Below are 13,830 nucleotides of genomic sequence, written 5' to 3'. Positions count from 1 at the left end.
CCGCCTTCGGTGACGCTTGGCGAAGCAGTCAGAGTGGCGGTCGTGGTATCGACCGAGTCACTGATTACCGTCTCAGCCGGTGCAGGGTTCGGCGTCAGCTGCTCGAAGTTGCCGCCGTTAGCGCCGGTGATCGTTGTGCTGACGGTAGAACCGTTGTTGTAGACGTCATTCGCCGGGGTCTGGAAGTCGACGCTACCCTGAGTCTTGCCAGCCTCGATGGTGATTACCTGCCCATTGGACAAGGTCACAGTCACCGGCGTCTGGGCAGGGTTGCTCAGGGTCACGGTGTAGGTAATCACGCCACCTTCTGTCACCGACGGATTCGCCGTCAGCGTCGCAGTGGTGGTGTCGATGGTATCGGTAACCTGGGTAACTGCCGGTGTTTGCGGCACTGTCACCGTCAGGCCGTTGCCGCCGGTGGTACCCGTTACAGTTGCCGAGATCTGGCCACCGTCGATATAAGGTGTGTCATTCGCCGGGACCACGACATTGACGCTACCGCTGGTCTGCCCGGCCGGGATGACGATAACGGCACCGTTGGACAGGGTGATGATCAGGTTGCTGGTCGGTGCCTGGCCAACTGTAGCGGTATAGACGATTACGCCACCCGCTTCACTGATGGAGGGAGTGGCGCCAAGGAGCAGGTCGGTTGCAACGTTGGTGTCCGTCGTCGGCGTGGTCACCAGGTTGTTGTTGGTGTCACCCAGCAGGCCGACTTCTTCACTGTCCAGCGTGGCTGCAAAGCCCAGCCCTTCAGTGGGGAATCCAACGGTGGGGTCAACCCGGCCCGCCGTTTCTTCGAGCATCACGAAGCTGTGACCACCACCCAGCGCGCCACCACCGCCTGCGGTCGATGGACCGGCTGCGGTAGCTTCAAGCTCGGTAGTCGGGTCGACACCCGCAGCGATCGCCTGCTGCAGCTCTTCCACCGACGGCGCGGCCTGTGCGGTCGCCTGGCTCAGGTCGGCGCTGCTGTCAGGCGTATCGGCGCTCCACTGGCTGTCACGGCCCAGGTCAAGCAGACGGCCATCGGCCAGTTCCAGAGTCACTGCACCGCCCGGACCAGTGAGCACTTCCTCACCTGCCAACAGGCGGTCCCCCTCGATGAGCACACGACGAATGCCCTCTGGGGATACCGCAATAACCTGGCCGACAATGCTTTTGACGATGGCTACAACGCTGCTCATTGGACTCTCCGTGTGACCCGATGGGTACTTCCCTGCCAGAGCGGCACTGCAAGCCACTTCAGGCGGAACTTATGTCGATGTTCTCTTGACGCTTTATTGCGTCAATATTCCGTCTATAACTTTTTGAAACCGCAGTACTGCCAAAGTATTGACCTTATACAGGCCATCCTAAACAATCGGCAATGTAATGTCACATTGATATTTGTACCTTAGCCAACCGTTTGCCGAGGACAAATGTCGTACATCATCGAAAATGCGCTGGCTGTTAAGTTCAGCAGCCTTTTCCACATACGGGCAGTTGTCATTACCCACTTTAGAAGCACCGCCCATCGGCTACCGTCAAGGTCGTTGGCGTCAACATTCTGGTCACTCCCGTTGCCACAGGCCCGTGCGCGTTTACAAGCACAAACCTTGCCTGAAGGCGGCCGGAAAAGGGGTTGAAACCCAGGTAGAATCAGGGCTGCACTCATGCCCTCGCCAACCAAAGCCTGCTACCGACCGAGGCCACCAACAACGCTTTACCGCAGATCAAACAGATAGCGAACCCGCACGCGAATACTGGCATGGGAATGATGGCAAACCATCGGTGATTACAGAACCACGGTTCAGCGTGCAAACGCACTTCGTGCGATGAATTTTAATGATCTGCCCACTTTAAAACGTCAACAAATCAGCGCCTGTTTACTGACAAGCCCGCGAGCCGATCATTCACCCACACAGCGTTGTATTGATGGCAGGCTATGCTGCACATGAACCGGATCCCGAACAGGATCAGAAATGAAACAGTCACCGCATGGCAGCGTCTATGCAGTAGCAATAACGACGTAGAATTGTTTACTCAGTATCGATTCAAGGCGACCATTGGCCAGCTGCCTCGCAGCACCATTGAACGTCAGGGTGAGCCGACAGACCTGAACGGCGGCACACCCACCCCACCCACCACAAGGATGAAGAGAGCGCCGCGTGGAATCTGAAGTCAGTCGAGTCCAACTCAGCCACGATCCACGCAGTCAGCATGACGATCCCTTGCTGGATAGTCTGCTGAGCCTGTGTGTCCTGCACCAGAAACCCGCCAGCCGGGTCATGCTGACCACAGGCCTGCCGCTGCCCGCCCAGCGCCTGAGCCCCGAGCTGCTGCCCCGCGCGGCCGCCCGGGCGGGCCTGCAAGGGCGCCTGCTGCAACGCAAGCTGGAGCAGATCCCGAGCATCGCCATGCCGGCCATGTTGCTGCTCAAGGAAGGCCGCAGCGCCGTCCTGCTGGGCTGGGAAAATGAAGATACCGCACGCCTGCTGCTCAGCGAGAGCGACGGTGGTGAGGTGCATGTCAGCCGCGAAGCCCTGCACAGCGACTACAGCGGTCGGGTGTTCTTTGCCCAGCCGCAACACAAGTTCGACGTCAACCACGGCAACCTGATCCCACGGGCTAAGTCGTGGTTCCGCGACACGCTGCTGCGCAGCAAGTGGCTATATATCGATGCCATCGCCGCCAGCCTGGTGATCAACCTGATTGCCCTGGCCGCGCCGTTGTTCGTGATGAACGTGTATGACCGCGTGGTACCTAACCAGGCTACGTCGACACTTTGGGTGCTGGCCGTCGGCATCGCCGGTGCCTACATCTTCGACCTGATCCTCAAAGGCCTGCGCGGCCTGTGCCTGGACCTTGCCGGCAAGAAGACCGACCTGATCATTTCGGCGACGCTGTTCGAACGCATCGTCGGCATGTCGATGAAGTACCGGCCGGCACGGGTGGGTAGCTTTGCCCAGAACATTCACGAATTCCAGGGGCTGCGCGACTTCCTCGCCTCGCTGACGCTTACCAGCCTGATCGACCTGCCTTTCACCATCCTGATCCTGATCGTCATCGCCATCATTGGCGGGCATCTTGTGTGGATCCCGATCATCGCCTTCCCGCTGGCCCTGGGCATCGGCTATGCCCTGCAACGGCCGCTGATGGCGACCATGGAGCGGACGATGGCCCTGGCCTCGGAGCGCCAGTCCAGCCTGATCGAGACCCTGGCCGGCCTGGACGCGGTGAAGGTCAACAACGCCGAAAGCGAACGCCAGTACATGTGGGAGCAGACCCTCGGTACACTCAGCCGCCTGGAGCTGAGGGTGAAGGTGCTGTCTAGCCTGGCGATGAACATCACCCTGCTGATCCAGCAACTGGCGGGCGTGGCGATGATCTGCGTCGGCGTGTACCTGATCATCGATGGCAACCTGAGCATGGGTGGCCTGGTGGCCTGCTACATGCTCAGCGGCCGCGCGCTCGGCCCACTGGGCCAGCTGAACGGCCTGCTCGCCCGCTACCAGCAGGCCAAGGTGACCATGGTTTCCACCGACCACATGATGGATCTGCCGCAAGAGCGCAACTTCGAAGAGCGCCCACTGAGCCGCAAGGTGCTGCAGGGTAGCGTCGAGTTCCGCGGGGTCGATTTCACCTACCCCAACCAGCAGAACCTGGCCCTGAAGAACATCAACCTGACCATCCGCCCCGGCGAGAAGGTCGGCATCATTGGCCGCAGCGGCTCGGGCAAGAGCTCGCTGGCCAAGCTCATCGTTGGCCTGTACGAGGCTAATGGCGGCTCGCTGCTGGTCGATGGTGTGGACATTCGCCAGATCGACGTCAGCGAACTGCGCCACAACATCGGCTATGTACCGCAGGACATTCAGCTGCTGGCTGGCACACTGCGCGACAACCTGGTCAGCGGTGCCCGCTACATCGAGGACGAACTGATCCTGCAAGCTGCCGAGCTGGCAGGCGTGCATGAATTCGCCCGCCTGCACCCGGACGGCTACGAGCTGCAAGTGGGGGAGCGTGGGCAGAACCTGTCCGGCGGCCAGCGGCAGAACGTTGCCCTGGGGCGTGCGCTGCTGCTCAACCCGCAGCTGCTGCTGGACGAGCCGACCAGCGCCATGGACAACACGGGCGAAGAACGCCTCAAACAGCGCCTGCAAGCCGTGGTGGAGGGCAAGACGGTGCTGTTGGTCACGCACCGTGCCTCGCTGCTGTCGCTGGTAGACCGACTGATCGTGATCGATCGCGGACAGATAGTCGCCGACGGCCCGAAAGCCGCGGTCATGGATGCGCTGAAGAAGGGGCAGATCAGTGTTGCATAAGCTGGATATGGGGCAATTCAAGGATGGCCTGCGGCGCTATTTCAAGGGCTCCGACTCACTGGGCGGCCAGCCGCTGCCAGAGGTGAACAAAGCCCTGATCGAGGATGCGCCAAGGGTGGTACGGCTGACCATCTGGGGGGTGATCCTGTTCTTCGTGTTCATGATCGTATGGGCCAGCGTTGCGCCCATCGATGAGGTCACGCGGGGCGAAGGCAAGGCTATCCCGTCTTCCAAGGTGCAGAAGATCCAGAACCTGGAAGGCGGCATCGTCGCCGAGATTTTCGCCAAGGAAGGGCAGATCGTAGAAGTGGGCCAGCCGCTGCTGCGCCTGGACGAAACCCGTTTCGCCTCCAACGTCGGTGAAACCGAGGCAGATCGACTGGCCATGGCCCTGCGGGTCGAACGGCTGAGTGCGGAAGTTCAGGACAGCCCGCTCAAGATCGACGAAGCACTGCGCAAAGCCGCACCCAGCCAGGCAGCCAGTGAAGAGTCGCTGTACCAGAGCCGGCGCCAGCAACTGCAGGACGAAATTGGCGGCCTGCAGCAGCAGCTGGTCCAGCGCCAGCAGGAACTGCGTGAATACAGCTCCAAGCGCGCCCAGTACGCCAACAGCCTTGAGCTGCTGCGCAAGGAAATCGGCATGTCCGAACCGCTGGTGGCCACCGGTGCGATTTCCCAGGTAGAAGTGCTGCGCCTACGCCGTGCCGAAGTTGAAAACCGCGGCCAGCTTGACTCCACCGCACTGGCCATCCCGCGTGCCGAGGCCGCCATCCGCGAGGTGCAGAGCAAGATCGAAGAGACCCGTGGCAAGTTCCGCAGCGAAGCATTGACCCAGCTGAACGAGGCACGCACCGAGCTGAACAAGGCGACCGCCACCAGTAAGGCACTGGACGACCGGGTACACCGCACCATGGTTACTTCACCGGTGCGCGGTATCGTCAAGCAGCTGCTGGTGAACACCATTGGCGGGGTCATCCAGCCAGGCAGCGATATCATCGAGATCGTGCCACTGGACGACACGCTGGTCATCGAAGCGAAAATCCTGCCCAAGGACATCGCCTTCCTGCACCCAGGCCAGGAAGCGACGGTGAAGTTCACCGCCTATGACTACACCATCTACGGTGGGCTCAAGGCCAAGCTGGAACAGATCGGTGCGGACACCATCACCGATGAAGACAAGAAGACCACGTATTACCTGATCAAGCTGCGTACCGATCGCAGCCACCTGGGGACTGACGAGAAACCACTGCTGATCATTCCGGGGATGGTGGCCACGGTGGATATCATGACCGGCAAGAAAACCATCATGAGCTACCTGCTCAAGCCGATCATGAAGGCGCGTTCGGAAGCGCTGCGCGAGCGGTGATGATCCTGGCCACTGCTTGATAGTGGCCCTTCTAGCCGTATCGCCGGCAAGCCAGCTCCCACAGGTCCTGCACTCGCCTTGAGGTCGCCGCAGTACTTGTGGGAGCTGGCTTGCCGGCGATGAGGCCAGGACAGCCAACACACAATAATTCAGCGCCAGGGCGCAGGTTCGCCAACCAGCTGCCCCTGAATCCCGCCTACCCCCATCTCCTTCAACACCAGCCGCTCCCCTTCCGTCTCGACCCGCTCGGCAATCAACGGCAGATCGATGCTATGTGCCGCGCGCTGGATCGCTTCGATGAACAGGCGTTTGTGCTGCTCTTGGTCGATGTTGCGGATATAGCTGCCATCAATTTTCAGATACGCCAGGCCCAGGTGCGCCAGGTTGCCGATCATGCTGAAGCGGCCGCCGAAACGCTGCAGCGCCAGACCAAAGCCAAGCGCGTGCAGGCGCCGGGTCAGGTGCTCCAGAGCCGCCTGCTCAGGCAACTGCTCCTCACCAATTTCAAACACCAGCCGAGGCCCCATGGCCGTGTTCTGGCCCAGCAGCTCGAAGACGCGCTGCAGGGCCGTGGGGTCGGCCAGCGTGGCGGCCGACAGGTTCAGCGCCAGCACCTGGTCATGCCCACGCAAGTGCGCCAGTACTTTCTCCAGCACCAGCACATCCAGCCGTGGCATCCAGCCAAAGCGTTCCAGCCAGGGCAGGAAGCGGCCCGCGGGCAACGCCTCGCCCTGGCCATCCTTCAAGCGCGAAATCACTTTGTGGTGCAGAACCCGTTGTGCCGTGCCGGCGTCCACCACGGGCTGGAAAAACAGTTCGAAATGCCCATTGATAAAGGCTTGGTCAAGCCGCTCATGCCAGTCGTGCTGGCTGTCCGCCGCAACGGCAGCCACGCCTTGTTCAAGGCACACCCAGCCTGGCGTCGGCTGGTTTTCGGCACGGGCCAGGGCTTCGTCGGCAAGCTTGAGCAACGCCTGTGGTGCATCACCGGGGCTGAAAGGCGCAAGGCCGATGCAGGCAACCGGGTCGATATCACTGGCGCCGGTCTCGTGCAGGCTCTGCAGCGTCGCTTCCAGCGCCTGGGCAAGGTGTACCGCTTCCTCATGCACCATGCCCGGCGCCAGCACAGCAAACTCGCCGCCACGGCTGCGGGAAATCAGGTCGTTGGTTTCCGGGAAACTGGCACAGGTACGGCGCAACTGCTCACCCACAGCTTGCAGCAACTGGTCGGTGCGCTGGCCACCCAGTCGGGCGTTCAAACCCGCCAGGCCTTGAACGCGCAGCAACAGCAGGTAACCCGCGCGCGCTTCTTCCAGGTTGCTCACCCGGGTGTTCAGTTGCATCTCGAAATAGCGGCGGTTGGACAAGCCGGTCAAACTGTCCTGGTACGACTCGGCACGCAGCCGCTCGCTGCGCTCGGCCTGCTCGGTGAACAAGGCCTTGAGCTTCTCGACCATCTGGTTCATTGCCTGCACCACGCGGCGCAACTCCGGCGTACGCGGCAACTCGGGCAGGCTTAGGAATTCGCGACGGGCAATGGCGTGGGATTGCTCGACCATGTAGTCCAGCGGCCGCAACTGGCGGCGCAGCAGCAAGGCGCCGAGCACGGCACTGGCGGCACCGCACAGCAGCAACCAGCCCAGGCTGCCCAGGGCGCTTTGCCAGAGCTTGGCAATGGCGAACATCGGGTGGCTGATCACTTCAACGCGCGCGGCCTGCTGCCAGCCACGGCTGACGATGGCGTCCCCGCCGGCAGCCTCCAGGCCGATCAGGTGCACGAACCAGCGCGGTACACCGCCAGGGTCCGGCTCGGCGTGGCGCTCCACCAGCACGGCATTGGAACCCAGGTCGACGACCTTGATGCTGGAGTAGTAACCACTGTCGAAGATCGAACTGACCATCAGCTCGACCATCGCCGGGTCGTCGATATTAGGCGTCAGTGACAGCGCCAGTGCGGTCGCAGCATCCTGGGCATGCGAGCGCAGCTGGTTGACGTACTGGCTGCGCGAGCTTTCCAGGCTGACCATGAAACTGCCACTGAAGGCGACCACCAGGAACAGGCAAATGGCCAACAGCAATTGTTTGAACAGTGACATCTGTGCTCCTTCAGTAAACAGGCTCGGCCGGGAACCCTTCGGCCTGCATTTTTTTCAGCAAATCCTGCCAGCGTGACAGCCGCTTGGTATCGCCGACCTTCTTGTTGCCCGCAGCCCCCGTCAGCCACAAGCCCTCGCCATTGAACGCGTATACCGGCAACAGGTCGGTACGCTGGCTGGCCGGCTTGATGGCGTCCATCAGGCTATCGAGCACCAAAGGCTGGGCCTGTGGGCTTGAATAATAGGTCAGCACCATATGTGCCCGGTTCTGCCGCAACGCCTTTACGTAGGTGATGCGCAGTTTTTCGCTGGGGATGCCCATGCGCCGCAGGCTGAAATATTTGGCGATGGCGTAGTCTTCGCAGTCCCCGGCGCCCTTGATCAAGGCCTGCACCGGTGTGGCCCAGTAATCGACCTCATGCCAGAGGTCGATGTCTTCGACATAGCGCAATTGCTGGTTGAAGAAGCGGTTGACCACTTGCAACCGCTCAAGCTCGCTACCCTGCTTCTGGGTAGCCATCAGGTTCTGCCAGGCATCGATGCGCCCCTTCCCGGCCCCCAAGGGGCCATACAGGGCCTGCGACTTGCGGCTGATCTGGGAAAAATCCCAATCCGCGTGCAAGCCGCCCAGCAGCAGACTGCCCAGCAGCGCGGCAAAGCCGACACATCGCACAACGGTTTTGAGCACCCAGGATATCGCCACTGCGAAGCCCTGTTCAGACCAGTCGAAAGCAGCGATGGTGGGCCCTGCCACAACAAAAGACAATGGCACGCTGCAATCATGCACCCGCTTGTCAGCCCGCCTACACTTTCTGTTTATAACCTTCTATAGGTCGCTTCCTTTGGCAGGCGACTTCATCCACCATAGCCGCGCTTTTGGGGCGCCCGTTCCATTACAGGTGCAGGTTTGACAATTCCCATGGGCTGTAACTAGTGTCATTGGATCCAACTTTAGTCATCGTTGAGGCAGACGTCGCGTGGCCGAGAAAATCAAATTGAGCAATGTGCTGGCCAGCGAGCAGCTGTTGCCGCACCAGGCCCGTGGCGTGATCGAAGAACGCCTGCGTAGCGCCATTCTCGATGGGCGCTTGCCGCCAGGTACTGCCGTGCGCCAGCAAGAACTCGCCACCTTGTTCGGCGTCAGCCGCATGCCCGTGCGCGAGGCCCTGCGCCAGCTGGAAGCACAATCGCTGCTGAAAGTGGAAATGCACAAAGGTGCAGTGGTTGCGCCGTTGATCGGCGAAGATGCGGTGGACACCTATGCCCTTCGTGTACTGCTTGAGAGCGAGGCACTGCGCCAGTCCATCCCGCTGCTGGATGCCAGCGACATCGCCAGCGCGCGTGGGTATATCCAACTGCTGGAAAACGAAACCCGCCATGCCGAAATCGGCCGCCTGAACCGCCTGTTCCACATGTCGCTGTACAACAAGGCGCCAAATAAAAAACTGCTGCGCCTGATCGAGAACGAACTGAACGAAGAGGAACGCTTCCTGCGTTTTCATCTTTCGTCCATGGGCTTGGGCAAGCTCACCCAGGATGATCACAACGCACTGGTGGATGCGGCCAGTGACAAGCTGGTGGATGAGGCGGTAACAGTGCTGGAACAGCACCTCAATAATGGCGCGCGGGTAATCCGTAATTACCTGGATACGCAGTTGGGGCGCTGATCCGTCGCCGGCTTCAGGGGCGACGCGAGCTGATGGGTTGCAAATTGATCCTGCCCCGCCAACAATGAGACTAATTATCATTCATGTCCATTGATGCCGGCGCCCTCCTCCATGCCCAGCAACGACTGCGTGCAAACGCTCTATAGTGACCACCATGGCTGGTTGCACACCTGGTTGCGCGGCAAGCTCGGCAACGCCGCCGATGCCGCAGACCTGGCCCAGGACACCTTCGTACGCCTGCTGCAGCGCCGTGAGCAGTTGCAGCTGAATGCTCCCAGGGCCTTCTTGCGCACAGTAGCGCGCGGGCTGGTAATCGATCACTGGCGCCGCGAGGAGCTGCACAGGGCCTACCTGGAGGCGCTGGCCCATGTACCGGAAGCGCAGGCCCCCTCTGCAGAAACCCGCGAGCTGCTGCTGGAGTTGCTTGAGCGCATTGCACGCATGCTCGACGGCCTCAAACCCAAGGTACGACGCGCCTTCCTGCTGGCCCAATGCGAGGGGCTGAAGCACCAGGCCATCGCCGAACAGATGGGAATCTCCGTCCGCACGGTAGAACGCTACATAGCCGACGCGCTCTACCACTGCTACGTGCTGCGCTACGAAGCCGAGTGCTGAAGCGATGGCCGCCGCACGCCCTGATGCAAAAGTGGTCAAGCAGGCCATCCAGTGGATGCTACGGCTTCGTGAAAGCGGGCATGACCCGGCTCTACAATCAGAATGCGCACAATGGCGCAATGCTCGGCTCGAACACGAGCAAGCCTGGCAACGGCTTGCACACCTGTATCAAGACCTCGACTTGCGTGCCATACCCGGTGCCGGGCTGGCGTTGCAAACCCTGGAAACCAGCCAGCAACGCCTGCACAGGCGGCAGGCGCTGAAGCTGCTTGGCGGCGTTGTTATGGCGGGGTCGGCAACATGGCTGGCCAAAGACATCGATGCCGTCAGTGCATGGGCCTCGGACTATGCCACCGGCACGGGCGAGCGACGCGCTTTCACGCTGCCCGATGGCTCACTGATGCAACTCAATACCCACAGTGCAGTGGACCTGGCCCTCAGTGACCAACAGCGTCTGGTCTACCTGAAGCACGGGGAGCTGATGATCACCTGCGGCTCTCGGCATTCCTTGCGGGTACAAACACGTGACGCGCTGCTAGAAGGCTTCGAAGGGCGCTTTGTGGCCTACCAGGACAGCGACTGTACGCGCGTCAGCGTCAGCCACGGCAAAGTCGCGATTCATCGACCTGGCAATGGCCAACTGCTGTGGATCGAAAGCGGCCAGAACTGGCGCCTGGATGCTCAAGGCGCGCACCGGCTCGCACACATGGACATGGATGCGATGGCATGGGCCGAAGGGCTGATCGTGACCCAGGACATGCGCTTGGCCGACTTCCTCGCGCAGGTCAGCCGTTATCGTCATGGTTATCTGGGCTGCAGCGAGGAGGTTGCTGATCTACGCCTGTCGGGGGTGTTCCGTCTCGAAGACCCGGAGCAACTGCTGCAGTTGCTGCCGCAGACGCTGCCCGTAAAGCTTCGTCAACGTACACGCTGGTGGGTACGTGTAGAGCGCCTGGCCTGATAAGGCCTTATCGATTTCTGGCGGGTTTTGAATCCCGGTCCGGCTAGGACAGTAAGCGACCCCTTCTGTCCTCAACCCTTCAACGGACCCTTCATGTCTATCAACCCGGTGTTAATGCACACGTTCCAACCAAATGATCTTCGACCTGCCCTGCAATCTGTACGCTTACGCCAATCCATCCGGGCTGCCCTGTTTGGGACCGCCTTGGGCCTGGCAACCGCTTCGCAGCTTTCCGTAGCAGCTGAAACGGCCCAGGTGAGTCATCACTACGCAATCCCGGCCGGCCAGCTTGCTGAGGTACTCAATCAGTTCGCTCGCCAGGCCGGCATTACCCTGTCGGGTACGCCTGAGCTTACCGATGGCCTGCAGTCCAACGGCCTACAGGGGCAATACGCTAACGATCAGGCGCTGCGCCAACTGCTCAATGGCAGCGGCCTGGAGGCCGTCAGCCAGGACGGACGTAGCTATGTGCTGCAGGCACAGCGCCAGGACGCCGCACTGTCATTGCCCGACACTGATATCCGTAGTTTCACCCTTGGCAATGCACTGGGCAGCATGGAGGGCTACAACGCCACCCACAGCCAGGTGGCGACCAAGACCAGCATGCCGTTGGTCGAGACCTCCCAATCGGTGTCGGTGGTTACCCGCCAACAGATGGATGATCAAGGCTCGCAGACCGTTGCCCAGGCCATGCGTTACACGCCAGGGGTACTGACTAACCCTTACGGTGCGACCCACCGTTACGACTACGTGGCCATGCGCGGCTTCAACGACGGCTCTGTGGATAACATCTATGTCGATGGGCTCAAGTCCATGGGCGACAACGGCACCTACAGCACCATGCAGGTGGACCCGTACTTCCTTGAGCGCATCGACATTCTCAAGGGGCCATCTTCGGTACTGTACGGGCGAAGCTCACCGGGTGGCCTGGTAGCCCTGACCACCAAGAAGCCACTGTTTACTCCCTACCATCAGGTTCAGGCCACGGTTGGTACCCAGGGCCAGCGGGGGACGGGTTTTGATTTCAGCGGCCCTGTGGACGATGACAAGCGTATCGCTTATCGACTGACAGGCCTGGCGGATGCTTCCGACACACAGTTCGACCACAGCAAGGAAGAACGCTACGCCATTGCACCGGCGATCAGCATCGACTTCACCGAAGACATGTCGCTCACGCTGCAAGCGTATCTGCAGCACGACCCTAACGGTGGTTACCACGGCGGCAACCCTGCAGACGGCATGCTGCACAAGCGCAACGGCTTGCGCCTGTCAGACCACTTCTTCGAGGGTGAGCCGGGCATCGACAACTACGAGCGCACACAGCAGTCCTTCAGCTACCAGTTCGAGCACCGTTTCAACGATGTGTTCACCGCACGGCAGAACTTCCGCTACCAGGATTCCGACGTATCCATGGACCAGGTGTATTCGGCCGGTTGGGCGGACGCCGACAGCAACATTCTCAACCGTGCCTACACCGGCGGCGACGAGCGCCTGCATTCGTACATCATCGACAACATGCTGCAGGCGGAATTCTTCACGGGTGCTGCCAAACACACCCTGCTACTGGGCACCGACTACCAGCGGCGCAAGGCTGACGTCACTTGGCGTTATGGCACCGTCGACCCGTTGGATGCCGGGAACCCGCAGTATGGCGATGGCAACCTTCAGGTACTGGGTGAGAACCGCTACCTGCGGCGTTTGCAGCAAACTGGCGTGTACCTGCAGGACTTGGTAGAGCTGGACCAGTGGCGCTTTTCTTTGGGGCTGCGCCAGGACTGGGTGAAGGTGTCTGAAGAGAATCGCGACAGCGATACCAAGGTCAGCGATCAGCGCTCCAAAATGACTACCCGGGCCGGGGTGCTCTACCTGTTCGAGAACGGCATTGCACCCTATGTCAGCTACTCGGAGTCGTTCAACCCCAACACCGTGTCCGACCAGGAAGGCCGTCCGCTGGCACCGACGGAGGGCACGCAATGGGAGGCTGGCATCAAGTACCAGCCACCAGGCAGCGACAACTTGTTTACCGCATCGGTATTCCGTATCGAGCAAGAGAACCTGGCGTCCAAGCAGCCTGACGAAGACTTCTATCGCCCTGTAGGTAAAGTACGTTCCCAGGGGCTGGAGCTGGAGGCGCATGTGCAACTGACCGACAGCTTGAAGCTGTTGAGTGGCTATACCTTTACCGACATCGAGTACGCCAAGGCGATGCCGAGCCTGGTGTCGGGCAACCTGGACAACAAAGGCAATTCGCCAACCCAGGCGCCGAAGCAGATGTTCTCGCTGTGGGCCGACTACAACATCCACCAGGGGGCCCTGGATGGCCTGCGGTTAGGCGGTGGCGTGCGGTATGTGGGGTACAGCTGGGTGGATGCGGAAAACAGCATGAAGGTGCCTTCCTACACCTTGTTCGACGCCTCGATCGGCTACGACTTGGGCAAGGTGGGGCTCAAGGGCGTGGATGTGCGCCTTAACGCCAACAACCTTACCAACGAAAGCTACATCACTTCCTGTGCCAGCCTGAACTACTGCTACATGGGTGAAGAGCGCAACGTCAGCGCCACGGTCAGCTATCAGTTCTAACGGTTATTGGTACCCGGAAAAGACAAAGCCCCTGTCTGCAGCGCAGACAGGGGCTTTGGGTTTGAATCTTGACGATGACCTACTCTCACATGGGGAAACCCCACACTACCATCGGCGATGCATCGTTTCACTGCTGAGTTCGGGATGGGATCAGGTGGTTCCAATGCTCTATGGTCGTCAAGAAATTCTGTGTGCTGGCCCGTCAATCGGACGTGCCTGCGAATCTCTGTAGTTCCTACTT

At 60.6% G+C, this 13,830-nt stretch carries 9 protein-coding genes and 1 rRNA gene; 6 read left to right on the top strand and 4 right to left on the bottom strand.

What is annotated here, in order from left to right; translation table 11 throughout:
* The coding region (locus APH36_RS28490) for a retention module-containing protein (RefSeq protein WP_082426470.1) at positions 1 to 1,187 on the bottom strand (1,187 nt) is incomplete at its 3' end.
* 963 nt (positions 1,188 to 2,150) lie between these two features.
* Between APH36_RS28490 and APH36_RS28485 the strand changes: the two genes are divergently transcribed.
* Positions 2,151 to 4,304 (top strand): type I secretion system permease/ATPase, encoded by a 2,154-nt coding sequence (locus APH36_RS28485; RefSeq protein ID WP_060501560.1) that lies wholly within the window; start codon positions 2,151 to 2,153, stop codon positions 4,302 to 4,304.
* A 7-nt stretch (positions 4,305 to 4,311) separates the two neighbouring features.
* Entirely contained in the window at positions 4,312 to 5,670 is a 1,359-nt protein-coding gene (locus tag APH36_RS28480; protein ID WP_156868235.1) for an HlyD family type I secretion periplasmic adaptor subunit, read from the top strand.
* A 149-nt stretch (positions 5,671 to 5,819) separates the two neighbouring features.
* Here the strand turns inward: APH36_RS28480 and lapD are convergent, their stop codons facing one another.
* Together lapD and lapG are read right to left on the bottom strand one after the other, a co-directional pair.
* On the bottom strand, positions 5,820 to 7,766 hold the full coding sequence (gene lapD, locus APH36_RS28475) for a cyclic di-GMP receptor LapD (protein WP_060501556.1): 1,947 nt from the start codon (positions 7,764 to 7,766) through the stop codon (positions 5,820 to 5,822).
* A gap of 10 nt (positions 7,767 to 7,776) precedes the next feature.
* A complete protein-coding gene (gene lapG / locus APH36_RS28470) occupies positions 7,777 to 8,538 on the bottom strand; it encodes a cysteine protease LapG (protein ID WP_177337141.1) in 762 nt (253 codons plus the stop codon).
* Between the two features lie 205 nt (positions 8,539 to 8,743).
* On the opposite strand from lapG, the gene APH36_RS28465 reads away from it, so the two are divergent.
* The 4 genes from APH36_RS28465 to APH36_RS28450 all read left to right on the top strand — a co-directional run bounded on the left by APH36_RS28465 (position 8,744) and on the right by APH36_RS28450 (position 13,589).
* On the top strand, positions 8,744 to 9,433 hold the full coding sequence (locus APH36_RS28465; protein WP_060501554.1) for a GntR family transcriptional regulator: 690 nt from the start codon (positions 8,744 to 8,746) through the stop codon (positions 9,431 to 9,433).
* Between the two features lie 111 nt (positions 9,434 to 9,544).
* The gene (locus tag APH36_RS28460; RefSeq protein ID WP_060501552.1) at positions 9,545 to 10,048 is read left to right on the top strand and encodes a sigma-70 family RNA polymerase sigma factor; all 504 of its coding nucleotides are present in this window, start codon (positions 9,545 to 9,547) and stop codon (positions 10,046 to 10,048) included.
* A 4-nt stretch (positions 10,049 to 10,052) separates the two neighbouring features.
* Positions 10,053 to 11,009 (top strand): FecR domain-containing protein, encoded by a 957-nt coding sequence (locus APH36_RS28455; protein WP_060501549.1) that lies wholly within the window; start codon positions 10,053 to 10,055, stop codon positions 11,007 to 11,009.
* A 114-nt stretch (positions 11,010 to 11,123) separates the two neighbouring features.
* A complete protein-coding gene (locus tag APH36_RS28450) occupies positions 11,124 to 13,589 on the top strand; it encodes a TonB-dependent siderophore receptor (protein ID WP_060501561.1) in 2,466 nt (821 codons plus the stop codon).
* Between the two features lie 66 nt (positions 13,590 to 13,655).
* On the opposite strand, the gene rrf is transcribed toward APH36_RS28450, so the two are convergent.
* A 5S ribosomal RNA gene (gene rrf, locus APH36_RS28445) occupies positions 13,656 to 13,771 on the bottom strand.
* Positions 13,772 to 13,830 lie beyond the last annotated feature (59 nt).

It is taken from the genome of Pseudomonas sp. NBRC 111133 (assembly GCF_001320605.1).
In the GTDB taxonomy this organism is placed as follows: Bacteria; Pseudomonadota; Gammaproteobacteria; order Pseudomonadales; family Pseudomonadaceae; genus Aquipseudomonas; species Aquipseudomonas monteilii.
This window is presented reverse-complemented; position numbering and strand designations above follow the sequence as displayed.